Raw genomic sequence first — 25,380 nt, forward strand, 5'->3', positions numbered from 1 at the left:
GGCACTGTCGTTTGTTTGGCGGAGCGGACGGGACTCGCCTGCATCCCGCAGGCCGCGGATGCGCGTACACGCGCATCCCTGCTCGTCCCGCCGCAAGCCGCGCAGGCGGCTTCCTCCGCCCCGCCGTCACACTGCCCGCAAGCGGGCACGACGAACGATGCAAATGAAAAAGCCCGCACGAGGCGGGCTTCTTCATTTTCTGGCGGAGCGGACGGGACTCGAACCCGCGACCCCCGGCGTGACAGGCCGGTATTCTAACCGACTGAACTACCGCTCCTTGGTCTGGCTGAATCGGGAAACTGGTGGGTGCTGAGGGGTTCGAACCCCCGACCTACGCCTTGTAAGGGCGCCGCTCTACCAGCTGAGCTAAGCACCCGTTTCCGATTCGTTCTGACTGCGATCTGCGTTTCCGCATCAACAATCAGCGAGCCCGCAAGTTTAATTCATCCCCGATCATTTTGCCAAGCCCGCACGCGAATTTTTTTAACGCGCGCGCGCACGATTCCGATACGCATAAAAAAACCCGCGGACAGCGCCGCGGGTTTCGTGAACGACCGTCAGCAACGACGGCGTTCAGGGCTTCAGTGCTTGACCACTTCGGTCGAGCCGGCATCCTTCGCCGCCTCACCGACCGGCGCTGCTGCCTTCGCTTCTTCTTCCGGCGGCAGCGGCGTCGGCGAACGCTCGAGCGCGAGCTCCAGCACCTTGTCGATCCAGCGGACCGGCACGATCTCGATCGCGTTCTTCACGTTGTCCGGAATGTCCGCGAGATCCTTCACGTTTTCTTCCGGGATCAGCACGAGCTTGATGCCGCCGCGATGCGCAGCCAGCAGCTTTTCCTTCAGCCCGCCGATCGGCAGCACTTCGCCACGCAACGTGATTTCGCCCGTCATCGCGACATCGGCACGCACGGGGATACCCGTCAGCACCGATACCAGCGCGGTCGTCATCGCACCGCCGGCGGACGGACCGTCCTTCGGCGTCGCGCCTTCCGGCACGTGGATGTGGATGTCCTGCTTCTCGAACGCTTCGTCCTTGATGCCCAGACGGCGCGAACGCGAGCGCACGACCGAACGTGCGGCCTCGACCGACTCCTTCATCACGTCGCCGAGCGAACCCGTACGAATCACGTTGCCCTTGCCGGGCATCACCGCGGCTTCGATCGTCAGCAGATCGCCGCCGACTTCCGTCCACGCGAGGCCCGTCACCTGACCGACCTGGTTTTCCTTCGCCGCGAGGCCGAAGTCGTACTTGCGCACGCCGAGGAACGTGTCGAGATTTTCGCCATCGACCTTGATCGCGCCCGATGCCTTCTTCAGCAGCAGCATCTTCACGACCTTGCGGCAGATCTTCGACACTTCCCGCTCGAGCGAACGCACACCGGCTTCGCGCGTGTAGTAGCGGATGATGTCGCGGATCGCCTGCTCGGTGACGTCGATCTCGCCTTCCTTCAGCCCGTTGTTCTTCTTCTGCTTCGGCAGCAGGTAACGCTGGGCAATGCTGACCTTCTCGTCTTCCGTGTAGCCCGACAGACGGATCACTTCCATCCGGTCGAGCAGCGGCGGCGGGATGTTCAGCGAGTTCGACGTCGCGACGAACATCACGTCCGACAGATCGAAGTCGACCTCGATGTAGTGGTCGGCGAACGTGTGGTTCTGTTCCGGATCGAGCACTTCGAGCAGCGCCGACGACGGATCGCCGCGGAAATCCATGCCCATCTTGTCGACTTCGTCGAGCAGGAAGAGCGGATTGCGCACGCCGACCTTCGCGAGGCTTTGCAGTATCTTGCCCGGCATCGAACCGATATACGTGCGGCGGTGGCCGCGGATCTCGGCTTCGTCACGCACGCCGCCGAGCGCCATCCGGACGAACTTGCGGTTCGTCGCACGGGCGATCGACTGGCCGAGCGAGGTCTTGCCGACGCCCGGAGGCCCGACGAGGCACAGGATCGGCGCCTTGACCTTGTCCACGCGCTGTTGCACCGCGAGGTACTCGAGGATCCGTTCCTTGACCTTCTCGAGGCCGAAGTGATCCTCGTCGAGCACCTGCTCGGCGTTCGACAGGTCGTTGTTGACCTTGCTCTTCTTGCGCCACGGCAGGCCGATCAGCGTGTCGATGTAGTTGCGCACGACGGTGGCTTCCGCCGACATCGGCGACATCAGCTTCAGCTTCTTCAGCTCGGCGTCGGCCTTCTTCTTGGCTTCCTTCGGCATGCGCGCGGCGTTGATGCGCTTCTCGAGCTCCTCGAGATCCGCACCTTCTTCGCCTTCGCCCAGTTCCTTCTGGATCGCCTTGACCTGTTCGTTCAGGTAGTACTCGCGCTGGCTCTTTTCCATCTGGCGCTTCACGCGCCCGCGGATGCGCTTTTCGACCTGCAGGATGTCGATCTCGGCTTCGAGTTGCGCGAGCAGGTGCTCGAGGCGCTCGATGACCGGGAACATCTCGAGGATGTGCTGCTTCTGGTCGAGCTTCAGCGGCAGGCGCTCGGCGATCATGTCGGCGAGGCGGCCTGCTTCGTCGATGCCCGACAGCGACGTGAGAATCTCCGGCGGGATCTTCTTGTTCAGCTTCACGTACTGATCGAACTGCGACACGATCGCACGGCGCAGCGCTTCCGTTTCGGCGCTGTCGGCGTGATCGGGCTCGAGCGGCATCACTTCGCAGGAGAATTGGGTCTCCTGTTCTTCGATGGACAATGCCTTCGCACGCTGCAGGCCCTCGACGAGCACCTTCACGGTGCCGTCCGGCAGCTTCAGCATCTGCAGGATGTTGGCGATACAACCGACCTCGTACATGTCCTTTTCGGTCGGTTCGTCCTTGGCCGCGGTTTTCTGGGCGACGAGCATGATGTGCTTGCCGCCTTCCATCGCTGCTTCGAGGGCCTTGATCGATTTCGGCCGGCCCACGAAGAGCGGAATGACCATGTGCGGGAAAACGACGACGTCCCGCAGCGGCAGCAGCGGGAGCGTGATGCGTTCCGGCGGGAGAAGTTGGGTGCCTGACATTTCATTTCCCCATGAGTGGAATCAATTGTTCGGTAATTGAGGCCGCCACAACGAATTGCAAGCCTTCAAGTGCGGGAAATATTCGGTAAGAAAGTAACCACCGCGTGTCGAGTCAGAGTTACCCACAAGATAAACGAAAAAAAGCCGCCCACGGACTCATGAACGGCCTTTTTCGCTGAACATCGTCGGCAAGCCGGTCAGTTCGAACCCGCCACCTTCGGCGTGTCCTCGTAGATCAGCAAGGGCTTGCCGTCCCCATCGATGACGTTCTCGTCGATGATGACCTTGCTGACCCCTTTCATCGTCGGCAGCTCGTACATCACGTCGAGCAACGCCTGTTCGATGATCGAACGCAAACCGCGCGCGCCGGTCTTGCGGCGAATCGCCTTGCGGGCGACTGCCTGCAACGCGCCCGGCCGGATTTCCAGCTCGACACGCTCCATCGCGAACAGCTTGTGATACTGCTTGACGAGCGCATTCTTCGGCTCGACCAGGATCTTCATCAGCGCGGCTTCGTCGAGCTTGCCGAGCGTCGCGACCACCGGCAGGCGGCCGATCAATTCGGGGATCAGACCGAATTTGATCAGGTCTTCCGGTTCCGTTTCGCGCAGCACTTCGCCCGCGTCGCGTTCCTGCTTGCTCTTGACCGTCGCGCCGAAGCCGATGCCGGTCTTCTCGGTGCGATCGGTGATCACCTTTTCGAGACCGTCGAACGCGCCGCCGCAGATGAACAGGATGTTGGTCGTGTCGACCTGGATGAAATCCTGGTTCGGGTGCTTGCGGCCGCCCTGCGGCGGCACCGACGCCATCGTGCCCTCGACGAGCTTCAGCAGCGCCTGCTGGACGCCCTCGCCCGACACGTCGCGCGTGATCGACGGGTTGTCCGACTTGCGGCTGATCTTGTCGATTTCGTCGATGTAGACGATCCCGCGCTGGGCCTTGTCGACCTCGTAGTTGCAGTTCTGCAACAGCTTCTGGATGATGTTCTCGACGTCCTCGCCGACGTAGCCGGCTTCGGTCAGCGTCGTCGCATCGGCAATCACGAACGGCACGTTGAGCAACCGCGCGAGCGTCTGCGCGAGCAGCGTCTTGCCGGAGCCCGTCGGGCCGATCAGCAGGATGTTGCTCTTCGACAGCTCGACGTCGTCCTTCTTGTCGAGATGCTTCAGGCGCTTGTAGTGGTTGTACACGGCCACCGCGAGGATTTTCTTCGCGCGCTCCTGGCCGATCACGTACTGATCGAGGATGTCGCGAATTTCCTGCGGGCTCGGCAGATCCGACCGGGACAGGCTGGCCTCGACGCCGGCGGCAGCCGCCTCGTCGCGAATGATTTCGTTGCAGAGGTCGATACATTCATCGCAGATGAACACCGACGGGCCCGCGATGAGTTTTTTCACCTCATGCTGGCTCTTCCCGCAAAACGAGCAATACAACAGCTTCTCGCTGTTCGAACCTTTTTTGTCCGCCATGAATGTAGAGCCTCCGGACAGGTAAATGACATGATACGCCGATTGCTCCGAACGCCGCGCCTAGGGCGCGACCGGAGCCGGCTGGATGCGCTTGCCGCAGATGCTCAGGGCACTCGGGACGTTGCGGGGCGCCGCGCGAGTCGGGGCGGCACCCCGTTTAAGCTCACGGGCGCTTCAACAGCACCTGATCGATCAGCCCGTACGCCTTCGCGTCCTCGCTCGACATGAAGTTATCACGGTCGGTGTCGCGCGCGATGCGCTCGACGTCCTGGCCCGTGTGCTGCGCGAGCAGGTTGTTCAACCGTTCCTTCAGGTAGAGGATCTCGCGTGCCTGGATCTCGATGTCGGATGCCTGGCCGCGCGCGCCGCCCAGCGGCTGGTGAATCATCACACGCGAATTCGGCAGCGCGAAGCGCTTGCCCTTCGCGCCCGACGCGAGCAGGAACGCGCCCATGCTGGCCGCGAGGCCCATGCACAGGGTCGACACGTCCGGCTTGATGAACTGCATCGTGTCGTAGATCGCCATCCCGGCCGACACCGAGCCGCCCGGGCTGTTGATGTAGAGGCTGATGTCCTTGTCGGGATTCTCGCTCTCGAGGAACAGCAATTGCGCGACCACGAGATTGGCGGTCTGGTCGTTCACTTCGCCGACCATGAACACCAGGCGCTCCTTCAGGAGACGCGAATAGATATCGTACGAACGCTCGCCGCGGCCGCTCGTTTCGACGACGATCGGCACCAGCCCCAGCGCTTGCGCCTCGAAACCCTGCGGCGCGTTCGAAGCAAGCATGTCCAGCAATTCAGCGCGAGTGATCATTCAATGAACCTTGTTCGAATGGAAAATTGAACGGAAGGAAGCCGCCCGCTCAATCGCCATATTAATGGCAACCGTGCGCTTGACGTAAAAACGGCGTGCGGGCCGTCGCTCCGACAGCCGGCACGCCGCTAGAGCAACACTTACGCTTGCGCCGATGCGCTCGCGAGTGCCTCGAAGCTCACTTCCTTGTCCGTCACCTTTGCCTTGCCCAGCACGAAGTCGACGACGTTGCTTTCAACGACGAACGCTTCCATCTCGGCGAGGCGCTGCTGGTTGGAATAATACCAGCGGACCACTTCCTTCGGGTCTTCGTAGCTCTTCGCGAACTCGTCGACTTCCGCGCGGATCTGTTCCGGCTTCGCTTCGAGGCCGTTCGCCTTCACGAGTTCAGCCAGCACGAGGCCCAGCTTCACGCGGCGCTCGGCCTGCTCGGCGAACATCTCGGCCGGGATCGGTGCGTCCTTCGCGTTCGGCACGCCGCGCTGCGCCAGATCCTGGCGAGCCATTTCGACGAGACGTTGCTGGTCCTGCTCGATCAGCGCCTTCGGCACGTCGAGTTCGGAAATCTTCAGCAGCGCGTCCATCACCTGGTTCTTGACGATCGACTGCGTGCGACGCTTCGCTTCGCGCTCGAGGTTTTCCTTGATCTCGGCGCGCATCTTCGTGAGGTCGCCGTCTTCGATGCCGAGCGACTTCGCGAATTCAGCGTCGATTTCCGGCAGGTGCGGCCACTCGATCTTCTTCATCGTGACCGTGAACTGTGCCGTTTTGCCGGCGACGTCCTTGCCGTGGTAATCATCCGGGAACTTGAGGTCGAACGTACGCTGTTCGCCGACCTTCAGGCCCAGCGCCGCCGTTTCGAATTCCGGCAGCATGCGGCCTTCGCCGAGCACGAACGGGAAATCTTCGGCCGTGCCGCCCTGGAACGCGACATCGTCGATCTTGCCGACGAAGTCGACCGTCACGCGGTCGCCGTTCTTCGCTGCGGTGTCCGCGCCGCCGTCGCCGTGCTCGCCGGCTTCGCCGCGTGCGTGGAAGTGCACGCGCTGCTTGCGCAGGATGTCCAGCGTGCGGTCGATTTCGGCGTCGCCGATCGTCGTCGTCGAGCGCTCGACTTCAGCCGTCGCCAGATCGCCGATCTTCACTTCCGGGTAAACCTCGAACGTCGCGTCGAACGCGTATGCATCCTCAGCCTGCTCCTGCTTCGGCTCGAAGCTCGGCTGGCCGGCGACGCGCAGGTTTTCCGCGCGGCTGATCGTGAAGAATTCCTGGCCGATCTTGTCGCTCAGCACTTCCGCTTCGACCTGGCCCGAGTACTGTTGCGCGACCATCTTGAGCGGCACCTTGCCCGGGCGGAAACCCGGCATGCGCACGTTCTTCGCGAGTTTCTGGATACGGGCGTCGATTTCCTTCTGCACGGTGTCTTTCGGCAGGGAAATCGTCACGCGGCGTTCAAGCTTGCCGAGGTTCTCAACAACGTTAGCCATGGCTTCAATCGTCCTAAAATTATTCGAGCGAATCGGGTTTTCCTTGCCGTGCCTGCCTGCAGCGTGCGGTGCGTCGCACTCGCACGCCGCGCCGGAGCGCCACGCCATCCCTGCACGCGCCGGATGGCTAGCGCAAGCGGCTCGGAGCACGGCTTTGGCCGGAAGAATCGACTATTCTAGCAAACAATTTTCCTCGTACCGCCAGATCTGCGCGACACGCGTGTGTCCCCGCCACGTCGACGGCCCGTTGCACGGCGATGCATGCAGATCGCCGCTATGCCGAACGGCGTATCCACCACGGGCCCGCCATCCTGTAAGCTCCGATTGCGTGTGAGCCCGCTCGTCGCCTCACCGCGCATTCTTCACACCAATCACGCCTTCCGGAGACACCATGCCGCAACACCCGTCCGCGCCTGTCGTCGTCATCGCGCCCGATTCGTTCAAAGGCTCGCTTTCCGCCGAGCAGGTCGCGGACGCGATCGCCACCGGCATCCGCCGCGCCCGGCCCGACGCCGTGGTGCGCTGCTGCCCGATGGCCGACGGCGGCGAAGGCACGCTCGACGCGATGCTGGCGGGCGGCGGTACGCGGCGCACGCTGCGGGTGGCCGACGCGTCGCTGGCGGCACGCGACGCGGCGGTCGGCGTGATCGATGCGCGCACCGCGATCGTCGAAACGGCCGAGATCGTCGGCATTACCGATCCGGTCGGCATGAGCGTGCCGGTCGACGCGCGCAGCACGCGCGGAATGGGCGAGGCGATCCGCGCGCTGCTCGACGACGGCGTGCGCCGCTTCTTCGTCGCGCTCGGCGGCAGCAGCACCAACGACGCGGGCGCCGGGCTGCTCGCGGGCCTCGGCCTGCAATGCTTCGACGCGAGCGGCCAGCCGGTCGAGCCCGTGCCGTCGCGGCTCGCCGACATCGCGCGCATCGACGCGTCGGGGCTCGATGCGCGCCTGGAGGAAACGGAATTCGTCGGCATGTCCGACGTCGACAACCCGCTGACGGGCGCCCACGGCGCCACTGCCGTGTTCGGTCCGCAAAAGGGTGTGACGGCCGCGCAGGTTGCGACCCTCGATGCCGCGCTCGGCCACTTCGCCGATCTGCTCGAAGCCGCGCTCGACCGCCGCGGCCGCGATCTGCCCGGCGCGGGCGCCGCCGGCGGCCTGGGTTTCGCGCTGCACATGCTCGGCGCGCGGTTCGAGGCCGGCGCCGAAGTCGTCGCGCGCCAGGTCGGGCTCGACGCCGCGCTCGCCGGCGCCGACTGGCTGATCACCGGCGAAGGCCGCTCCGACGTTCAGACGCTGCACGGCAAGGCGCCGTTCATCGCGTGCCGGCACGCGCAGGCCGCTGGCGTCCCCGCCTCGCTGCTGTCGGGCGCGGTCGACCCGGCCGCGCTGCCGCGCCTGTCCGAGCATTTCTCCGGCTGCTTTTCGCCGGCCCCCGGGCCGATCACGCTCGACGTCGCGATCCGCGATGCGGCCGATCTGCTCGCGAACGAAGCGGAACAGTTGACACGCCTGAAGTACGGTGCACACTGACCGTTGACCCGAGCGCGCGATACAGGAACAATCGGGCCCGCCCTTTTTCTTCAGGATTCGACATGAAAGGCCGTCAAGCCGGGCTCGATCAGTTTCTGACCTATCGCCTCCATGCGCTCACGAAACGCTCCGACCGCGGGATCGGCGAGGTGTACCGGCACAAGCTCGACATCTCGCTGCCCGAGGCGCGCGTGATCGCCGCCGTCGGCGCATTCGGCCCGTTCTCGATCATGGAGCTCGCGCGCCACACCAACCTCGACAAGAGCCAGGCGAGCCGCGCGGCCGAAGCGCTGCTGCGTCAGGGGCTGCTCGAGCGCAGCGCGAGCGACGAGGACGGCCGGATCGTACTGATCGCGCTGACCACCGACGGCCGGGCGCTGCATCGCAAGATCATGCCGATCGTGCGCAAGTGGAACGACGGCTTGCTCGCGTGCCTGTCCGACAGCGAGCGCCAGACGTTCGAGCGGCTGCTCGACAAGGTCGTCGCGCACGCGACCGAACGCGACGACTGAGCCGCGCGCCGGCCCGGCATCGCGCGATGGCCGGGTGCTGCGCGCAGCATTGATCCGACGAATCAGACAGGCCGCCGAGTCGCGTCATGCGCGATCCGGGCGGCCCGTTTTGCATCATGCGGCGGCATCGCGTGAAGCGCGCGTTGCCGCGTTATCGGCCGGCGGCCGCGTATTCAGCGGCCTCGTCGCGCTACAACCCGCTGTTCGTCGCGCGCTGGCGCAACAACCCCAGCACCGCGTCGCAATACGGCGTCGGCACGCCAAGCTTGCGGCCGAGCTCCGGAAACACGCCGAGGATCGGCCCGATCTCGAGCGAGCGCCCCGCTTCGAAATCCTGGAGCATCGACGTCTTGAACGCGCCGAGCTTGCGCGTGACCGCGATCCGCTCGGGGCCGCTCATCCCGGTGGACAGGCCGAGCTTCGCACCAATCGCGGCCGCCTCCTCCATCATCCGCAGCGCGAGATCCTGCGTGAACGGATCGTCGAGCAACTGCTCGGCCGTCGACCCGGTCAGCGCGCTCAACGGGTTCATGTTCATGTTGCCCCACAGCTTCGTCCAGATCTCGGTCCGGATCGCGCGCGTCGACTCAACGTCGAAACCGCCCGCCGCGAGCGCCGCGGCGAACCGCGCCGTGGCCATGTCGAGCCGCGGATCGGGCGTGCCGACGATCAGCCGGTTGCCGCGCCCGCGACGCACGACGCCGGGCGCGTCGGTACTCGACGACAGGTGCACGACGCAGCCGATCGCCTGCGCCGGCGGCAACGCGGCCGACACCGCGCCGGCCGGATCGACCGCATCGAGCGGCACGCCGTCGATCGCGCCTCCGAGCCCGTGCGTGAACCACCATGGCAGCCCGTTCATCGCCGCGACGATCACGGTGTCCGGCCCGACCAGCGGCGCAATGCGCCTGGCCAGCGCGGGCAGCGCCTGCGCCTTCAGCGCGATCACCACGTAGTCCTGCACGCCGAGCGCGGCCGCATCGTCGCTGGCGCGCACCGGCACCGACGAGATTGCGCCCGCCTCGTCGATCACGCGCACGCCGTGCGTATTCAGCGCATCGAGCGTCGCGCCGCGCGCATATGCGCTCACGGTCATGCCGGCTCGCGACAGCGCGGCCGCGAGCAGACCGCCGATCGCGCCGACGCCGACCACCGCCGCGCGCACCGACCCTGAATTCGTGTCGTTCATGATGGCATTCCGTCTCCTGGAAGCTGACGAGCATAACGCTCAATGGTTGCGGGCACAACCATTCGGGCAGCGTACCGCGCACCGCGCGGCCCACGCGTGCGTTCGCCTCAGCGCGGCACGCCGCCGGCTTCCACCGCCTCGTCGTCGGTCGCGCCGCCCGTCGCGCCCAGCACGCCGGCGATCTGGCTCTTGTCGTGCATGCCGAGCTTGCGGTACGCGCAACGCAGGTAGTGACGCACGGTCGTCGGCGAGATCGCCATCTGCTGCGCGACCTCCTTGTGCGAACGCCCGGCGCCGTAATAGCGGATCGCCGCGAGTTCGCGCGGGCTCAGCCGGTCGAGCAGCGAGCGCGGCCGCGCCTCGATCTGGAACAGCCCCGCGACCGGCACGCACTGGATGCGCAGCGCGTCGCCGACGAACGGCTGGCCCGACTGGCGCCGCAGGTGTGCGACGAGCGGCTCCGGCACGCGCGCGCCGGCCCACGACGGCCATTCGGTGCGCAGCACGTCGTCGAAACCGTGATCGGCATGGTGCAGCACCCCGAAGTTGTCGCACAGCGCCCGCGCTGCCGGCGCGACCGTGTCGGCGCGCTCGCGCGTGAGTTGAGCCGCGCGATTGATCGTCAGCGCGGCGGCCAGATGCGGGATCACTTCCTCGAAACGTCGCGCGTCGTCGTCGCTGAACGGCCGGTTCAGGCCCTGGCGGTAGATCGACATGAACGTCGTCAGGCCGAAGCGGCGATCGAGCGTACACACGCACATCAGCTGCGCGAGCCCGTACTTCACGCACCAGTCGCGAAACCGCGCATCGAGCCCCGGCTCGACGACCGTCAGCCGCACCGCGCGGCCGTGCGCGCCATGCAACGTGCGGTGCGCCAGCGGGTCGCAATCGCGCACGCGCTTCCAGTCGGTGAAGAACGCATGCGGCAACCGGTACAAAAAGCTGTTGTGCATCACCGGGCCGGTCGGCACATGGGTCGCGACGCCCGTCCACGCCGCATCGAACGGCATGAGCGCCTGCAGCAGCGAAAAGAACCGGCATTCGAATTCGCCGATGCCGGACTGCGCGGCCACCGCGTACAGGTCGAGCAGCATCAGCCCGAGTTCGCGCTGCGCTGCGTCGCCGCGCGTGACGCCGTCGAAGTCGGCGCGCCGGGACGGCAGCGGCGGCCACGCGAACTCGTCGAGGACGATGGCGGCCGGCACGTCGCGCAGCGCGTCGAGATCCTGCCCGATATCCGTCGTGATCCTCACCTTCCGCTCCCCTGCCCGGTCGGGCTGCTGATGTGCGCAACGACACCGGCCGATTATAGCCAGCGGCTTTTTTGGCGGGCCACGGCGCCGGAACGCGCGCCAGCCCCATCCATTTGAACGGTGCGCCGCCCGTTGCTGCTGCGCAGCACGGCGCGCGACGGCATCGCGCGGCGCACATGCCGTGCACCGCGGGTTTTCCGCACCGTTCATCTGGACGACTGTTCGACTGTTTTCCCGCTGCGGACACTGCGTCGCGACAACACCAACGACAAACCGATGCAGCACGGTATGGAGAACCCCACGTGACGACACCCCGCTTCATCCGCACGGCCGCGGCCGCCGCGACGCTGGCCGCCTGCAACGCCGCCGCGCACGCGCAGTCCGCCCTCACGCTGTACGGCGCGCTCGACGCCGGCGTGCAATACCTGACGCACGCCGACGGGCATCGTTCGGCCGTGCGGTTGCAGAACTACGGCATCCTGCCTTCGCAGGTCGGGATCAAGGGCCACGAGGATCTCGGCGGCGGCTGGCGCGCGCTGTTCAAGCTCGAACAGGGCCTCAACCTCAACGACGGCACCGCGACCGTGCCCGGCTACGCGTTCTTCCGCGGCGCATACGTGGGCCTCGCGGGGCCGGTCGGCACCGTCACGCTCGGCCGCCAGTTCAGCGTGCTGTTCGACAAGACGCTGTTCTACGACCCGCTCTGGTACGGGTCGTACAGCGGCCAGGGCGTGCTCGTGCCGATGTACGCGAACTTCATCGATCACTCGGTCAAATACCAGTCGCCGACGTTCGCCGGCTTCGACGTCGAAGCGCTCGCCGCGACCTCCGGCGTCGCCGGCAATACGCGCGCCGGACGCGTGCTCGAGCTCGGCGGGCAGTACACGAGCAATGGCCTGTCGGTCAGCGCGGTGCTGCACCAGGCGCACGGCGAGGTATCGGCAGCCGACGACGCGTCCGCGCGGCGTCGCGAACTCGGCACGCTCGCCGCGCGTTATGCGTTCGCCACGCTGCCGCTCACCGTCTATGCCGGCGTCGAACGCCTGACCGGCGACCTCGACGCGGCGCGCACGATCGTCTGGGGCGGCGCGCGCTACCTGGCGTCGAACGGGATCGGCCTGAACGCGGGCGTGTACCACACCGATTCGCGCACGCCGGCGATCGGCCACCCGACGCTGTTCATCGCGAGCACCACCTACGCGCTGTCGAAACGCACCGTCGCGTACGTGAACCTCGGCTATGCGCGCAACAGCGGCCAGAGCTCGCAGACCGTCTACGAATACGACCCGACACCGCTTGCCGGCGCGTCGCAGTTCGGCGCGATGGTCGGCATGTACCACCTGTTCTGATTCCCTCCACGAGACCCCGCCATGAAGACCTTGTCCCCGGATGCCGCCCTCTCGCCCGACGGCCACGCGTCGCCGTTCGCGCGCTCGACGCTCGTCGCGCTCGTCGTGTTCGCGGCCATCACACCGTTGTTGCTGCTCGTGGCGCCCGCCGTCGCCGGTCAGCTCGCGACGCAGCTCGGCTTGTCCGCGTCGCAGATCGGCACCTACTTCTTCGTCGAACTCGGCGCGTTCAGCCTCGCGACCGTGCCGTCGTACCTGTGGCTCGGCCGTGTCGACGCGCGCCACATCGCGGCGCTCGCCATCGCGCTGTTCGGCGCGGGCAACCTGCTGACCGCGCTGTGGATGCCGGGCTTTGCCGTGCTGCTCGCGCTGCGCGCCGTCACCGCGCTCGGCGGCGGCTCGCTGATGGTGCTCTGCATGACGAGCGCCGCGACGAGCAGCAACAGCGACCGCGTGTACGGCCTGTGGGTCGTCGGCCAGCTGATCGCGGGCGCGATCGGCCTGTTCGTGTTGCCGCACGTGTTCGCCGCGTTCGGGCTGCGTGCGCTGTACGTCGCGCTCGCCGGGCTCGCGCTGCTCGCGGCGCCGCTGTCGCGCGGCTTTTCGCCGTCGCTCGGCACGCGAGCCGCGGCTGCGACCAGCGCACGCGGCGACGCGCCGCAAACGCCGCGACACTTCGTCGTGCTCGCCATCGGCGCGGTGCTGACGTTCTATCTCGCGATCGGCAGCGTATGGACGTTCGCGAGCCGCGCGGCGGCCGAGGCCGGGCTCGATCCGCAGTCGACCGGCAACGTGCTCGCGATCGCGAGCGTGATGGGGATCGCCGGCGCGGCGCTTGCCTCGTGCGCGGGCGGCCGGCTTGCGCGCCGCGCGATGCTGGCGACCGGCTACGCACTGCTCGCGGCGTCGCTCGTCGCACTCGCCGCGATGCGTCATACCGGTGGCTACAGCGCGGCGATCTTCGCGTTCAAGTTTGCATGGACCTTCGTGCTGCCGTTCATTCTCGCGACGGTCGCGCAGATCGACACGTCGGGCCGCCTCGTCGCGACGCTCAATTTCGTGATCGGCGCGGGTCTCGCCGCCGGCCCGCTGCTGGCCGGCCTGATGCTCGACGCCGGCGGCACGATGCGCACGCTGTTCGTGGCCGCGACGGCCGTCGCGATCGTGTCGTTCGCCGCGCTGCGCCACATCGATCGCCGCGCACGCCCTTCCGTTTCCTCCCAACCGTGACAGGTCACGCCTCCATGAATCGCACTGCCTTTTTCACCGACGAACGCACTTTCTGGCATACCGGCGGCACGCACGCGCTGTTCTTCCCGGTCGGCGGCTGGGTCCAGCCGCCGTCTAGCGCCGGCTACGCGGAATCGCCCGATTCGAAGCGCCGCTTCCTGTCGCTCGTACAGGCGTCGGGCCTCGCCGCGCAGCTCGACCTGCGCGGCGCCGCGCCCGCGACGACGGCCGACCTGCTGCGCATTCATCCGGCGCACTATCTCGACGCGTTCCGCGCCCTCAGCGACGCGAACGGCGGCGACCTCGGCGATCTCGCGCCATTCGGCAAGGGCAGCTACGAGATCGCCGCGCTGTCGGCCGGCCTCGCGATCGCGGCGGTCGATGCGGTGGTCGGCGAGCGCGCGGCGAATGCGTTCTCGCTGTCGCGGCCCCCCGGCCATCACTGCCTGCGCGACCGCCCGATGGGCTTTTGCATGCTGGCGAACATCCCGATCGCGATCGAGGCCGCACGCGCGAAGCACGGCATCGAGCGTGTCGCGGTGATCGACTGGGACGTGCATCACGGCAACGGCACGCAGTCGATCTACTACGACGATCCGGATACGCTGACGATCTCGCTGCACCAGGACCGCTGTTTCCCGCCCGGCTACAGCGGCGCGGACGATCGCGGCGAAGGCGCGGGCATCGGCGCGAACCTGAACGTGCCGCTGCTCGCCGGCAGCGGCGACGACGCGTACCGGTATGCGTTCGAGCGGATCGTGCTGCCGGCGCTCGCGCGCTTCCGCCCCGAGCTGATCGTCATCGCGAGCGGCCTCGACGCGAGCGCGGTCGATCCGCTCGCGCGCATGCAGCTGCATACCGACAGCTACCGGTTCATGACGCGCGCGGTGAAGGAAGCCGCGCAGCGCCATTGCGGCGGGCGGCTCGTGATCGTTCACGAAGGCGGTTATTCGGAGGCGTACGTGCCGTTCTGCGGGCTCGCGATCGTCGAGGAACTGGCAGGCGTGCGCACCGAGGTCGCCGATCCGATGCTCGACCTGGCGATCGCGCAGCAGCCGGGCGAGCGGTTCGTCGCGTTCCAGCGCGAACTGCTCGACGAACTGGCCGCGTCGTTCGGGTTGTAACGCGCGGGAACGGGCGTGACGGGGCCGGCCCGCGCCGGCCCTTGCGCGATCCGTGCGGATGGGGTTTCCTGTGGCTTTACCCCTGTTCCGGCCCGAGGCCACACTCTTCCGATGAAATCGTCCCCGCGCGATAACAACGACAACGCCAAAACGCGCCGCCAGCCGTCGAAGCTGGCCCTGAACATCGCCGCCGTGACGGTCGGCCTCATCACGTTCGCAATCGGTGCGGCGTGGGTGATCTATAGCTGGGTCGTCGATCGCGAAGCGCAGTATTTCGCGATTCCGCTGGTGTTCTCGGTACCGGTGATCGTGGCCGTCGCGATCCGCAGCTTCTGGGAATAGGCGCGCCGGAAACGACGAAGCGCAGCGGTCGTGCGACGCGCGGGGAGGTTTGTCGAGCCGGGCATGTCAGTTGAAGCGGTGCGCCCGGCGATTCGACTGCACGCGCGTCACAGGCCCGGACGCTGGCACGGATTGGGGACTGCGCCCTGATATCCGCCGGCGACGGCGCCCAGCGCGGCGCCGGCCAGCGACGTGCCGAGCGCTTTGAGCACACCCTCCGTCGACAGCGGCTCGCCGCTCGACATCGCCCGTCCCGAGTACGCCGTGCACGCCGACGACGATGCGACCGTCTTCACCGGTTTGGCGCTCCAGACGACATTGTCGGCGGGCGTATTGGCGACGGCCGGCGCGGCGAGCATCAGCGCCAGAACGAAAATCGGATTGCGGACGGTGTGTTTCATCGGCGGCCCCTCGGGTGTCGTGGTGCTTCTTGTATGAAAAGTGAGCACGATATTACACGCGGGCGTTTTTTCGGGCGAATGCGGACGCCTGGCGAGGAAACCGGCATCAATGGACGATAAAAAAGCGCTGCGGTCAGCCGACCGGCAGCGCTTTTTCGCGAACGAGACCCTGACAGGGGCTCGTTCGACTTCTGGTGCGTGAGGCCGGACTCGAACCGGCACACCCTTGCGGGCGTCAGGACCTAAACCTGGTGCGTCTACCAATTTCGCCACTCACGCGCATTTCCGTCGCCTGACCGCGCGGGACGCAAGATGCGTGCTCCACGCGCCCGGGACTTCACGCCGGCCCGAAAACCGGCACGCCCGATCAGGCGAGCGCGAGATTCTACCCGATCCGTGCGGCCTTGTCTCGCCCTGCCGGCACCCGTCGTGCCGCGGTGCTAGAATGCCGCGCTCGACGTTTCGGCAGCGCGCCGCCGCGCGTCCCCCGAACCCGCCCCACACGATTTCGCCCGTGAACTTCGACGACTACTGTCAGCAAAAGGCCGCCCCCGCAGGCTCCAGCGTCTACTACGCGCTGCGCCAGGCGCCGCTCGCCACGCAGCCGCGCCTGACCGCGCTGTTCGCGCTGCGCCGCGAACTCGAGGAAACCGTCAAGGAAACCAGCGATCCGACCGTCGGACACACGAAACTCGCGTGGTGGCACAAGGAACTCGCGGCACTCGCCGACGGGCAACCGTCGCACCCGGTCACGAAGGCGCTCGCACAGCATCACCCGGCGATCGCCGCCGAGGCCGATGCGCTGCGCACGCTCGTCAACGGTTACGGGATGGACCTCGAACAGGCGCGCTACCTCGACTTCGCGAACCTGCAGCGCTATATCGCGCAGGTCGGCGGCACCTTCGCGTCGCTGGTTGCGCGCGCCAGCTCGGCGGACCCGACCGACCCGCAGCCGTGGGCCGAGGACGTCGGCCGCGCGCTGATGCTCGCGCAATTCGTGCAGGAACTCGGCAACGACGCACGCCACGGCCGCATCTATCTGCCGATCGACGAACTGCAGCGCTACAACGTGACCGCCGCCGATCTGCTGAACCGTCGCTATAGCCCGGCCTTCACCGAATTGCTGCAATTCCAGACGACCCGCGCGCGCGACGCGCTCGCGGCGGCCGGTGCGGCGATTCCCGCCGCCGAACGCCGTGCACAGCGCACGCTGCGCGCGCAGATCGCGCTGGCCGGCGCGCTGCTCGACGAAATCGCGCGCGACGGCTACCAGGTGCTGCACCAGCGCATTGCGCTGACGCCGATCCGCAAGCTGTGGATCGCGTGGCGCGCCGCGCGCCGCCGCTGAGCCGCGCGCATCACGCCTTCAGCAACGGCAGCGTGTCGAAACGCTGCTGCAGCACGCGCGTCGCATCGAGCCCCCACCACGGCCCAAGCACGGTCGCATAAAGCTGGCGGAAATCGACCGCGACCGGCAGGTTGCCGTTGCCGTCGAGCCGCCCGAGCGCCGGCGGCGCACCGTACAGGCCGCCCGCCACGCGGCCGCCCATCACGAAATGCGGCGCGGCCGTGCCGTGATCGGTGCCGTTGCTCTGGTTCTCGCGCACGCGCCGCCCGAATTCCGCATACGTCATCACGAGCGTCTCGTTCCAGCGCCCGAGTTCGACCAACGCCGCGCGCATCGCGCTCATCCCTTGCGCGAACTGCTTGAGCAGCGCGGCCTGCTGCCCTGGCTGGTTCTGGTGCGTGTCGAAGCCGTTGAGCGTCAGGCGCAGCACCGCGACCCCATCCTGCGCGCCGGGCCCGGACGCTTCGCACGCGGCCAGCACCTGCATCGCGGTCTTGACCGACGTGCCGAACGCGCCGGCCGGAAAGGCCGTCCTGAATTCGCGCATCCCGCCGCGCGGGCGCAGCCGGTCGGCCGCCTTCACGATGTCGTTCTCGACGTCGATGATGTGCGCGAGCGCCGGGTTCTGCTCGCGCAGCGACGACGGCTCGGCGAGCCGGGCCGCCCGGATGAACTGCGCGGGATTGACGAGCGCGATCGCGCGCGCGCCGTTCGACAGCGGCCCCATCTCGGCGCTGCCGAGCACGACGCCGTCCGCCGCGAAACCGGGCGGGACCGGCGCCTGCGCGAAGGTGCGCGTGAGCCAGCCTTCGTGGAGGTACTGATCCGAGCGCGATGCGGTGTCCCAGATCTCGATCGAGCGGAAATGCGACAGGTTCGGCTGCGGATAGCCGACGCCCTGCACGACCGCGACCTGCCCGTCGCGCCACAGCGGCATCAACGGCGCGAGCGACGGGTGCAGCCCCGTCTGCGCGTCGAGCTGCAGCACCTGGTCGCGCTTGATGCCGATGCTGCGCCGGAACTGGTAGTACAGCGGATCGGCATACGGCACCACCGTGTTGAGGCCGTCGTTGCCGCCCTTCAGCTCGACGAGGACCAGCACGTTCGCATACCCGGCCGCCGGCTTTCGCCCGGCCTGCGGCACGGTGGCCGCCATCGCGGGGGCTTGCCACATCGACACGCCGGCCGCCGCCGCCGCAGCGCCGGTCAGCGTCAGAAAATCACGTCGGTTCATCGCACATCCTTTGGTTCGCCGCCGGGCACCTTTGCCGCGGCGGCTGCCCGCTTCGTCGTCGTTCGCATCATTTCAGTTGATAGGCGGGATCCATCAGCAGCGCCTCGAGATACGCGCTGCCGGTCGAATCCGTATCGATCGCCGCGACCGGCGAGAGTTGCAGCACCGCATGCTGCAACTGCAGCTCGGTCGACAATCCCGCGATCGCCTGCGGCCGCGCACGATACTGGGCCAGCCAGCGCTCGAGGTCGAAGCGCAGGCCGCCGCGCGCCGGCTTCGCGGGCGTGTCCCGCAGGCCGGCGGCGGACGCCGCATCGGTCACCGGCATCGCATGCGCCCGCGCGTTCGGCGGCGGCGCGATCGCGCGAGCCGGCGGCCGCATGCCGACCGTTTCGGTCGCGCGGAACAACTGCTCGACGAACTGCTTGCGCGACAGCAGCGTGGTGCTGTTGATCCACAGCGCGCCGCCCGGCCAGCCCTTCACGTTCGGCGGATAGAACAGGTTCTGCCCGAGCGTGCGCACGGTGTTCGCGAGCAGCTGCGGATCGCCGTACGCGACGTCGAACAGCCGCACCGACCCGACGACGAATTCCGCCGGCGACTTCACGAGCACGCCGCGGTTGCGCGGATCCCAGAACGCGTCGGTCGACCACAGCGCGGCGAGCGCCGCGCGAATGTCGTAGCCGCTCGCGCGAAACCGCTCGGCCACCGCATCGACTGCGCCCGGTTCCGGCGTATCGGACACGAACTCGCGCCACAGCTTGCCGGCGATGAAGCGCGCGGTGCCCGGCCGCTTCAGCAGGATGTCGAGAAAGCCGTCGCCGTCGAACGGCCCGGTTTCGCCGAGGATCGTCTTGTCGCCGGTATCGTGCCACTCGGGCTGCACCGTGAAGCGCAACGTGTCGGGATCGACCGTCCAGCCGGTCATCGCGCGCGCGGCTTCGGTCACGTCGGATTGCGTGTAGTGCCCTTCGCCGAGCGTGAACAGCTCCATCACCTCGCGCGCGAAATTCTCGTTCGGCCGCCCCTTGCGATTGCTCGCGCCGTCGAGATACTGGAGCATCGCCGGATCCTTCGCGACCGCGTGCAGCAGCGTGCCGAAGTTGCCGAGCGCCTCGCGGCGAAACAGCGCGTTCTGCGCGGCCATCGTCTGCGGGTACGGCACCTTGTCCTGCCCGGACGTGAAATGCCCGTGCCAGAACAGCGTCATGCGCTCGGTGAGCGGCGACGGCGTCGCGACCATCTCGTGGACCCAGGCCGCGCGCAACGCATCGTAGCGGCGATTGCGCTCGCGCTGCTCGTCGCGCCGCATGTCGGGCGTCAGCGCCTGGCGCTGCGCGCGCGTCGGCGGCAACTCGCCGAGCCAGTCGGGCCACGTCGTGACGGGTTCGTGTCGCGCATTGCCGAGCGTGTCGGCCACGACCTGCGCGCGCGTCATGCCGACGATGCGCGCGACCTCGGCGGGCGCGGGAGAAAAACCGGTGCGACTGAGGAAAAACAGCGCGTCGTCGGCATCGAGCGTCGCCTGCATCGCAGGCGACGGCGCCGGTGCGGCAGCGTTCGCTTTCATCGTCATGGACTCCCGGAACGCACCGGCGGTGCGGATGCCCGTACAACGGCATTCGGCGCCTGAAAGTTGACGGCAAAAGTGCTACGAATTTTTTCCGCGCGGAGATTTCCGCGCAAGACGAACGACGACACGCGTCAGCGCTTGTACAGCTCGCGAACGGCGTCTTCGATGTGCTGGCGCAACAGGTGCCGCTCTTCGGGCGTCATGTGCCCGTCGCGGCGGCGCTGTTCGAGATCGGGAGGCACGGCGGAACGGACCGTCATATCGGCGGCACGATCGGACTGCGGCGCTTTGCCGCGCGGCAGCTTGCGCGACGATGCGCCCTGCTCGGGGCGCTGCGCATACGCGAAGTTCGACGCATATGGACCGGCAAGCGCGATCGTCAGCATCAGTGCAATCCGGGCAGATCGCATGACCGTCCTCGCTTCTTTGGTCGATTTGTTCCCTTCGTCACGCGGCAACCGGCTACCTCTGGTACTTGAAAAACCCTGCGGAATTCGGGTGTGCAAAGATGAAAGATGGAGTGCAGGGGAGTATCTACCGAATTTCGGCTTCGAGTAAAGGAATCTCTATAGCCTGCCTTTACTCGGCGCGACACTACGGGTAAATTTTGTAACCGACTGTAACGCACGAAAATACGCGGCCGTGCGTCAATTCCCATTCGCGATAAGATGCCGATCATGGAAACGAAAAACCCCTCCAAGATTCTCGTCGTCGACGACGACCCTCGCCTGCGCGATCTGCTGCGCCGTTACCTCGGCGAACAGGGTTTCAACGTCTATGTCGCGGAAAACGCGACCGCGATGAACAAGCTCTGGGTACGCGAGCGTTTCGACCTGCTCGTGCTCGACCTGATGCTGCCCGGCGAAGACGGCCTGTCGATCTGCCGCCGGCTGCGCGGCAGCAACGACCGCACGCCGATCATCATGCTCACCGCGAAGGGCGAGGACGTCGATCGCATCGTCGGCCTCGAGATGGGCGCCGACGATTACCTGCCGAAGCCGTTCAACCCGCGCGAGCTGGTCGCGCGCATTCATGCGGTGCTGCGTCGCCAGGCGCCGGCCGAACTGCCGGGCGCCCCGTCCGAAACCACCGAGGTGTTCGAGTTCGGCGAATTCTCGCTGAATCTCGCCACGCGCACGCTGACGAAGTCCGGCCAGGAAATTCCGCTGACCACCGGCGAATTCTCGGTGCTGAAAGTATTCGCGCGTCATCCGCGCCAGCCGCTGTCACGTGAAAAGCTGATGGAACTCGCACGCGGCCGTGAATACGAAGTGTTCGACCGCAGCCTCGACGTGCAGATCTCGCGCCTGCGCAAGCTGATCGAACCCGATCCGGGCAGCCCGCGCTTCATCCAGACGGTCTGGGGCCTCGGCTACGTGTTCATCCCGGACGGCGCCGCCTGAGCTTTTTCCTTTCCGGTTTCGCCCCGTCCACGGCCCGTCCCATGCGTATCGACCGGCGCCTTCTGCAGCTCGCGTTCGGCGGGCTGTTCTGGCGCACCTTCCTGCTGATCGCGCTGCTGATCTCGGTCAGTCTCGCCGCGTGGTTCCAGAGCTTTCGCGTGATCGAGCGCGAGCCGCGTGCGCAGCGCGTCGCGCTCCAGCTCGTCGCGGTCGTGAAGCTCACGCGCACCGCCCTGCTCTATTCCGATCCCGATTTGCGGCGCGCGCTGCTGCAGGATCTCGAGAGCAACGAGGGCGTGCGCGTGTACCCGCGCGAGAAAACCGACAAATTCAAGCTGCAGCCCGACGAATCGCTGAACCGCCTGATCGAACACGACATCCGCAGCCGCCTCGGCGACGATACCGTGATCGCGCAGTCGGTCAACGACATTCCCGGCGTGTGGATCAGCTTCAAGATCGACGACGACGATTACTGGGTCGCGCTCGACCGCGACCAGCTCGACAACGTCACGGGCCTGCAGTGGGCCGGCTGGGGGCTGTTCGCGCTCGCGCTGTCGCTGTTCGGTTCCGCGTTCATCACGAGCCTCGTGAACCGGCCGTTCTCGCGGCTCGCGCTCGCCGCGCGCCAGGTCGGGTCGGGCCAGGCGCCCGAGCCGCTGCCCGAGCGCGGGATGGGCGTCGCGGCCGAGACCAACCGCAGCTTCAACCAGATGGTGCGCGACCTCGAACAGCTCGAAGCCGATCGCGCGCTGATGCTCGCGGGCATTTCGCACGACCTGCGCACGCCGCTCGCGCGGTTGCGGCTCGAAACCGAGATGAGCCCGTCCGACCAGGCGACCAAGGACGCGATGGTCGACGACATCGAACAGATGGACCGCATCATCGCGGCCTTCATCGACTACGCGCGCCCGTCGCAGCGCAAGCCGGAACCCGTCGACCTGTCGTCGATCGCGCACGAAGTCGCCGCGCGCGTGTCGGGCGAGGACGGCGTCGAGATCCGCACGCGGCTCGCGCCGAGCGCGATCATCGAAGCCGACGAGACCGACATGCGCCGCGTGATCGGCAACCTCGTCGAGAACGCGCGCAAGTACGGCCAGAGCAAGCAGGACGGCATCTCGCGCATCACGCTCGAGACGCGCGTGTCGCATGCGCGCGTCGAGCTGTCGGTGAGCGACGAAGGCCCCGGCATCCCCGAGGATCAGCTGCCGCTCGTGATGCGGCCGTTCTACCGCGTCGACACCGCGCGCACCAAGGCCGACGGCACGGGCCTCGGGATGGCGATCGTGCTGCGGCTCGTCGGCCGCTACCGCGGCGCGCTGCGCCTGCGCAATCGCCAGCCGGAAGCCGGCCTCGAAGTCACGCTCGAATTCCCCGGCGCCGGCAAGGCGCGTGCGACCGCGTGACACGCGCACGCACGCATCTTGCGCGTCACACTATCGAGGCGGTTGACAAAAGCTATGAGGATGGTTAGTTAAAATCTATTGAAGCGTCTTGCTAATAGTGTTATAGTTTTGCCCATGCTGTCACATCATCGTTGCAGCACCGAGGTAGCTTGACTCAGTCTTCTTCCCAACTCACACAGGAGTATCCGCATGAAAACCGTGGGCGATAAACTCGAAGCTTTCACCGTCGTAGCCGCGAAGCCGGGCTTCAACAATCACGAGGAAAACGGCCAGTCGGCGTTCGAGACCGTCACCGAAGCGTCGTTCCCGGGCAAGTGGAAGATCATCTACTTCTATCCGAAGGATTTCACGTTCGTGTGCCCGACGGAAATCGTCGAATTCGCGAAGCTCACGAAGCAGTTCGAAGAGCGCGACGCCGTCCTGCTCGGCGGCAGCTCGGACAACGAATTCGTCAAGCTCGCATGGCGCCGTGAGCACAAGGACCTGGACAAGCTGAACCACTACTCGTTCGGCGACGTCAAGGGCGAACTGATCGACCAGCTCGGCGTGCGCGACAAGGAAGCCGGCGTGGCCCTGCGTGCAACGTTCATCGTCGACCCGGACAACACGATCCAGCACGTTTCGGTGAACAACCTGAACGTCGGCCGCAGCCCGGAAGAAGTCCTGCGCATTCTGGACGGCCTGCAAACGGACGAACTCTGCCCGTGCAACCGCGCAGTCGGCGGCGCAACGCTGTAAGCGCAGCAATGCACGAAGCCCGCGGCGCGCGTTCTGCCTGCGGGCTTTTTTAACGGCCAACCCATAGGAGATATCAATGGAATTCATCGACTCGATTAAGGCACGTATCCCCGACTACGCGAAGGACATTCGCCTGAACCTCGACGGCACGATCTCGCGCTCGTCGCTCGAAGGCACGGACGCGGTCGGCGTGGCGCTGGCGGCGGCCATCGCGGCGAAGAGCACGGTGCTCGTCAAGACGATTCGCGAAGCCGGCGTCCTGTCGCCCGAAGAGACGAACGCCGTGCTGACGGCGGCCGCGCTGATGGGGATGAACAACACCTGGTATCCGTATGTCGAGATGGCCGACGACGCCGACCTGAAGACGCAGCGCGCCGAATTGCGGATGGGCGCGTACGCGACGCACGGCGGCGTCGACAAGCGCAAGTTCGAGATGTACGCGCTGGCCGCATCGATCGTCGGCAAGTGCCACTTCTGCGTGAAGTCGCACTATGCGCTGCTGAAGAACGAGCAAGGGATGACCGTCACGCAACTGCGCGACGTGGGCCGCATCGCGTCGGTGATCAACGCCGCCGCGCAGGTGATCGCCGCCGAAGGCGAATGAGCGAGCCGGCCGCGCGGCCATGAGCCGCGCGGCGGCTGCAAACGAAAATGCCACGCATTCGCGTGGCATTTTTCATTCCGGCGGCGCGGCGCGCGGCACGAACCGCACGCCGCAACGGCCGGACGTCAGCCGCCCTGCTTCACCAGCAGCGCGGCGGCCTGCGCCTCGATCCCCTCGCCGCGGCCGAGATAGCCGAGCTTCTCGTTGGTCTTCGCCTTCACGTTCACGCGCTCGAGCGGCAACCCGAGATCCGCCGCGATGTTCGCGCGCATCCCGTCGATATGCGGCGCGAGCTTCGGCGCCTGCGCGATCACGGTGCTGTCGACGTTCTGGATCGTGAAACCGGCCGCCTTCACGCGCTCCGCGCACGCGCGCAGCAGCACGCGGCTGTCCGCACCCTTGAACGCCGCGTCCGTGTCGGAGAAATGGCGGCCGATGTCGCCGAGCGCCGCCGCGCCGAACAGCGCGTCGGTGATCGCATGCAGCAGCACGTCCGCGTCCGAGTGGCCGAGCAGGCCGCGCTCGTACGGAATCGTCACGCCGCCGATGATGAGAGGGCGTCCTTCGACGAGCTGGTGCACGTCGTAGCCTTGTCCGATTCTGAAATCCATGCGTGTTCCGATTGAGATGGGGTGAAAGTCAGGAAGCGTTCGCGGGACGCGCGAGGATCGCCTCCGCGAGCGCGAAATCTTCCGGGTACGTGACCTTGAAGTTGCGCAGGCTGCCCTGCACGACGCGCGGCGTATGGCCGGCCCATTCGATCGCGCTCGCTTCGTCGGTCAGGTCGTGCCCTTCGCGCTGCGCGCGCAGGATCGCCTCGCGCAACATGCCGATGCGGAACATCTGCGGCGTCTGCGCCTGCCACAGCGCATCGCGCGATTCCGTGCGCGCGATCGCGTCGCCGCCGGCCGGCACGCGCTTGAGCGTGTCGGCCACCGGCAGCGCGACGATGCCGCCGACCGGGTCGTCCTTCAGCGTCGCGACGAGCGTGCGGATCAACTCCGGCGTGATGCCCGGGCGCGCGGCGTCGTGCACCAGCACCCAGTCGTGGTCGGTCGCGCCGAATTCGGCCAGCTCCAGCAACCCGTTCAGCACCGACGCCTGCCGCGAGCCGCCGCCGCAGCGGCGCACCGCGAAACGCAGGCCAGCGAAACGGCGGGCGTCGAAATGGGAATCGTCGGGCGCGAGCACGACAAGCGTCTGCGCGAATTCGCTGCACGCGTCGAACGCGGCGAGCGTGTAGTGCAGCAGCGCGCGGCCGGCCAGCGTGCGGTATTGCTTCGGCACGGCCGAGCCGGAACGGCTGCCCGTGCCGGCACAGGGAATCAGGGCGAAAAGTCGGGGAGTCACGAAGGGAAACGC

Annotated in this window: 24 protein-coding genes and 3 tRNA genes; 12 read left to right on the forward strand and 15 right to left on the reverse strand. The window is 66.9% G+C overall.

The features are described from left to right. Positions 1–200 precede the first annotated feature (200 nt). The 6 genes from KU887_RS10140 to tig all read right to left on the reverse strand — a co-directional run bounded on the left by KU887_RS10140 (position 201) and on the right by tig (position 6,778). Positions 201–277 (reverse strand) — tRNA-Asp (locus KU887_RS10140). Positions 278–300: 23 nt separating this feature from the next. Beyond that, positions 301–376: transfer RNA gene (locus KU887_RS10145), tRNA-Val, on the reverse strand. A gap of 205 nt (positions 377–581) precedes the next feature. Further along, on the reverse strand, positions 582–3,005 hold the full coding sequence (gene lon / locus KU887_RS10150) for an endopeptidase La (RefSeq protein ID WP_006489349.1): 2,424 nt from the start codon (positions 3,003–3,005) through the stop codon (positions 582–584). A gap of 197 nt (positions 3,006–3,202) precedes the next feature. After that, the gene (gene clpX / locus KU887_RS10155; protein WP_006489345.1) at positions 3,203–4,474 is read right to left on the reverse strand and encodes an ATP-dependent Clp protease ATP-binding subunit ClpX; all 1,272 of its coding nucleotides are present in this window, start codon (positions 4,472–4,474) and stop codon (positions 3,203–3,205) included. 163 nt (positions 4,475–4,637) lie between these two features. After that, positions 4,638–5,291, reverse strand: a complete 654-nt coding sequence (gene clpP, locus KU887_RS10160) for an ATP-dependent Clp endopeptidase proteolytic subunit ClpP (protein ID WP_006496351.1) — start codon at positions 5,289–5,291, stop codon at positions 4,638–4,640. Between the two features lie 140 nt (positions 5,292–5,431). Beyond that, positions 5,432–6,778 carry a trigger factor gene (gene tig, locus KU887_RS10165; protein ID WP_006489335.1) on the reverse strand — a complete coding sequence of 449 codons (1,347 nt, stop codon included), beginning with the start codon at positions 6,776–6,778 and terminating at the stop codon, positions 5,432–5,434. Positions 6,779–7,169: 391 nt separating this feature from the next. Between tig and KU887_RS10170 the strand changes: the two genes are divergently transcribed. Then, entirely contained in the window at positions 7,170–8,315 is a 1,146-nt protein-coding gene (locus tag KU887_RS10170) for a glycerate kinase (protein WP_258250046.1), read from the forward strand. 62 nt (positions 8,316–8,377) lie between these two features. Next, a complete protein-coding gene (locus KU887_RS10175) occupies positions 8,378–8,827 on the forward strand; it encodes a MarR family winged helix-turn-helix transcriptional regulator (RefSeq protein WP_058901552.1) in 450 nt (149 codons plus the stop codon). A 190-nt stretch (positions 8,828–9,017) separates the two neighbouring features. On the opposite strand, the gene KU887_RS10180 is transcribed toward KU887_RS10175, so the two are convergent. Beyond that, on the reverse strand, positions 9,018–10,016 hold the full coding sequence (locus KU887_RS10180) for a 2-dehydropantoate 2-reductase (RefSeq protein ID WP_058901553.1): 999 nt from the start codon (positions 10,014–10,016) through the stop codon (positions 9,018–9,020). 107 nt (positions 10,017–10,123) lie between these two features. Continuing rightward, positions 10,124–11,269 carry a helix-turn-helix transcriptional regulator gene (locus KU887_RS10185; protein ID WP_048989286.1) on the reverse strand — a complete coding sequence of 382 codons (1,146 nt, stop codon included), beginning with the start codon at positions 11,267–11,269 and terminating at the stop codon, positions 10,124–10,126. A 132-nt stretch (positions 11,270–11,401) separates the two neighbouring features. Here KU887_RS10185 and KU887_RS10190 point away from each other — a divergent pair, with 132 nt between their 5' ends. From KU887_RS10190 to KU887_RS10210, 5 genes are all read left to right on the forward strand, one after another. Further along, positions 11,402–11,575 (forward strand): hypothetical protein, encoded by a 174-nt coding sequence (locus KU887_RS10190; protein ID WP_006496346.1) that lies wholly within the window; start codon positions 11,402–11,404, stop codon positions 11,573–11,575. Further along, positions 11,572–12,618, forward strand: coding sequence for a porin (locus KU887_RS10195; protein ID WP_006496345.1), 1,047 nt, complete (start codon positions 11,572–11,574; stop codon positions 12,616–12,618). The genes KU887_RS10190 and KU887_RS10195 overlap by 4 nt, the downstream gene beginning before the upstream one ends. A 21-nt stretch (positions 12,619–12,639) precedes the next feature. Further along, the gene (locus KU887_RS10200) at positions 12,640–13,848 is read left to right on the forward strand and encodes an MFS transporter (RefSeq protein ID WP_258250047.1); all 1,209 of its coding nucleotides are present in this window, start codon (positions 12,640–12,642) and stop codon (positions 13,846–13,848) included. Positions 13,849–13,862: 14 nt separating this feature from the next. Then, entirely contained in the window at positions 13,863–14,972 is a 1,110-nt protein-coding gene (locus tag KU887_RS10205; protein WP_006488011.1) for a class II histone deacetylase, read from the forward strand. A gap of 111 nt (positions 14,973–15,083) precedes the next feature. Next, a complete protein-coding gene (locus KU887_RS10210; protein ID WP_006487995.1) occupies positions 15,084–15,314 on the forward strand; it encodes a hypothetical protein in 231 nt (76 codons plus the stop codon). 107 nt (positions 15,315–15,421) lie between these two features. On the opposite strand, the gene KU887_RS10215 is transcribed toward KU887_RS10210, so the two are convergent. Continuing rightward, entirely contained in the window at positions 15,422–15,715 is a 294-nt protein-coding gene (locus KU887_RS10215) for a hypothetical protein (protein WP_048989283.1), read from the reverse strand. Positions 15,716–15,907: 192 nt separating this feature from the next. Next, positions 15,908–15,994, reverse strand: a tRNA-Leu gene (locus tag KU887_RS10220). Positions 15,995–16,229: 235 nt separating this feature from the next. Between KU887_RS10220 and hpnD the strand changes: the two genes are divergently transcribed. After that, a complete protein-coding gene (gene hpnD / locus KU887_RS10225) occupies positions 16,230–17,063 on the forward strand; it encodes a presqualene diphosphate synthase HpnD (RefSeq protein ID WP_006488013.1) in 834 nt (277 codons plus the stop codon). Between the two features lie 10 nt (positions 17,064–17,073). Here the strand turns inward: hpnD and KU887_RS10230 are convergent, their stop codons facing one another. The 3 genes from KU887_RS10230 to KU887_RS10240 form a co-directional block, all read right to left on the reverse strand. Next, the gene (locus KU887_RS10230; RefSeq protein WP_196432866.1) at positions 17,074–18,297 is read right to left on the reverse strand and encodes a DUF1501 domain-containing protein; all 1,224 of its coding nucleotides are present in this window, start codon (positions 18,295–18,297) and stop codon (positions 17,074–17,076) included. A 67-nt stretch (positions 18,298–18,364) separates the two neighbouring features. Beyond that, positions 18,365–19,867, reverse strand: a complete 1,503-nt coding sequence (locus KU887_RS10235; RefSeq protein WP_258250048.1) for a DUF1800 family protein — start codon at positions 19,865–19,867, stop codon at positions 18,365–18,367. 134 nt (positions 19,868–20,001) lie between these two features. Continuing rightward, entirely contained in the window at positions 20,002–20,280 is a 279-nt protein-coding gene (locus KU887_RS10240; protein WP_012492681.1) for a hypothetical protein, read from the reverse strand. A 258-nt stretch (positions 20,281–20,538) separates the two neighbouring features. Here KU887_RS10240 and ompR point away from each other — a divergent pair, with 258 nt between their 5' ends. The 4 genes from ompR to KU887_RS10260 all read left to right on the forward strand — a co-directional run bounded on the left by ompR (position 20,539) and on the right by KU887_RS10260 (position 24,018). After that, entirely contained in the window at positions 20,539–21,273 is a 735-nt protein-coding gene (gene ompR / locus KU887_RS10245) for a two-component system response regulator OmpR (protein ID WP_006478565.1), read from the forward strand. Positions 21,274–21,314: 41 nt separating this feature from the next. Next, on the forward strand, positions 21,315–22,676 hold the full coding sequence (locus KU887_RS10250; protein ID WP_006488007.1) for an ATP-binding protein: 1,362 nt from the start codon (positions 21,315–21,317) through the stop codon (positions 22,674–22,676). A gap of 189 nt (positions 22,677–22,865) precedes the next feature. Continuing rightward, positions 22,866–23,414, forward strand: coding sequence for a peroxiredoxin (locus KU887_RS10255; protein WP_006478563.1), 549 nt, complete (start codon positions 22,866–22,868; stop codon positions 23,412–23,414). A gap of 76 nt (positions 23,415–23,490) precedes the next feature. Then, entirely contained in the window at positions 23,491–24,018 is a 528-nt protein-coding gene (locus tag KU887_RS10260) for a carboxymuconolactone decarboxylase family protein (protein WP_006478562.1), read from the forward strand. A 125-nt stretch (positions 24,019–24,143) separates the two neighbouring features. On the opposite strand, the gene ispF is transcribed toward KU887_RS10260, so the two are convergent. Then, positions 24,144–24,629, reverse strand: coding sequence for a 2-C-methyl-D-erythritol 2,4-cyclodiphosphate synthase (ispF, locus tag KU887_RS10265; RefSeq protein ID WP_006488015.1), 486 nt, complete (start codon positions 24,627–24,629; stop codon positions 24,144–24,146). Between the two features lie 28 nt (positions 24,630–24,657). Continuing rightward, on the reverse strand, positions 24,658–25,368 hold the full coding sequence (ispD, locus tag KU887_RS10270) for a 2-C-methyl-D-erythritol 4-phosphate cytidylyltransferase (protein WP_034201609.1): 711 nt from the start codon (positions 25,366–25,368) through the stop codon (positions 24,658–24,660). Positions 25,369–25,380 lie beyond the last annotated feature (12 nt).

This window comes from Burkholderia sp. EMB26 (assembly GCF_024730645.1).
GTDB classification, from domain to species: domain Bacteria; phylum Pseudomonadota; class Gammaproteobacteria; order Burkholderiales; family Burkholderiaceae; genus Burkholderia; species Burkholderia cenocepacia.

What these genes read in the sequence shown, in the direction of transcription:
- lon (WP_006489349.1), bottom strand. Translation starts at nt 3,005, where the DNA reads ATGTCAGGCACCCAACTTCTCCCGCCGGAACGCATCACGCTCCCGCTG.
- clpX (WP_006489345.1), bottom strand. Translation starts at nt 4,474, where the DNA reads ATGGCGGACAAAAAAGGTTCGAACAGCGAGAAGCTGTTGTATTGCTCG.
- clpP (WP_006496351.1), bottom strand. Translation starts at nt 5,291, where the DNA reads ATGATCACTCGCGCTGAATTGCTGGACATGCTTGCTTCGAACGCGCCG.
- tig (WP_006489335.1), bottom strand. Translation starts at nt 6,778, where the DNA reads ATGGCTAACGTTGTTGAGAACCTCGGCAAGCTTGAACGCCGCGTGACG.
- KU887_RS10170 (WP_258250046.1), top strand. Translation starts at nt 7,170, where the DNA reads ATGCCGCAACACCCGTCCGCGCCTGTCGTCGTCATCGCGCCCGATTCG.
- KU887_RS10175 (WP_058901552.1), top strand. Translation starts at nt 8,378, where the DNA reads ATGAAAGGCCGTCAAGCCGGGCTCGATCAGTTTCTGACCTATCGCCTC.
- KU887_RS10180 (WP_058901553.1), bottom strand. Translation starts at nt 10,016, where the DNA reads ATGAACGACACGAATTCAGGGTCGGTGCGCGCGGCGGTGGTCGGCGTC.
- KU887_RS10200 (WP_258250047.1), top strand. Translation starts at nt 12,640, where the DNA reads ATGAAGACCTTGTCCCCGGATGCCGCCCTCTCGCCCGACGGCCACGCG.
- KU887_RS10205 (WP_006488011.1), top strand. Translation starts at nt 13,863, where the DNA reads ATGAATCGCACTGCCTTTTTCACCGACGAACGCACTTTCTGGCATACC.
- KU887_RS10210 (WP_006487995.1), top strand. Translation starts at nt 15,084, where the DNA reads ATGAAATCGTCCCCGCGCGATAACAACGACAACGCCAAAACGCGCCGC.
- KU887_RS10215 (WP_048989283.1), bottom strand. Translation starts at nt 15,715, where the DNA reads ATGAAACACACCGTCCGCAATCCGATTTTCGTTCTGGCGCTGATGCTC.
- KU887_RS10230 (WP_196432866.1), bottom strand. Translation starts at nt 18,297, where the DNA reads ATGAACCGACGTGATTTTCTGACGCTGACCGGCGCTGCGGCGGCGGCG.
- KU887_RS10235 (WP_258250048.1), bottom strand. Translation starts at nt 19,867, where the DNA reads ATGAAAGCGAACGCTGCCGCACCGGCGCCGTCGCCTGCGATGCAGGCG.
- KU887_RS10240 (WP_012492681.1), bottom strand. Translation starts at nt 20,280, where the DNA reads ATGCGATCTGCCCGGATTGCACTGATGCTGACGATCGCGCTTGCCGGT.
- ompR (WP_006478565.1), top strand. Translation starts at nt 20,539, where the DNA reads ATGCCGATCATGGAAACGAAAAACCCCTCCAAGATTCTCGTCGTCGAC.
- KU887_RS10250 (WP_006488007.1), top strand. Translation starts at nt 21,315, where the DNA reads ATGCGTATCGACCGGCGCCTTCTGCAGCTCGCGTTCGGCGGGCTGTTC.
- KU887_RS10255 (WP_006478563.1), top strand. Translation starts at nt 22,866, where the DNA reads ATGAAAACCGTGGGCGATAAACTCGAAGCTTTCACCGTCGTAGCCGCG.
- KU887_RS10260 (WP_006478562.1), top strand. Translation starts at nt 23,491, where the DNA reads ATGGAATTCATCGACTCGATTAAGGCACGTATCCCCGACTACGCGAAG.
- ispF (WP_006488015.1), bottom strand. Translation starts at nt 24,629, where the DNA reads ATGGATTTCAGAATCGGACAAGGCTACGACGTGCACCAGCTCGTCGAA.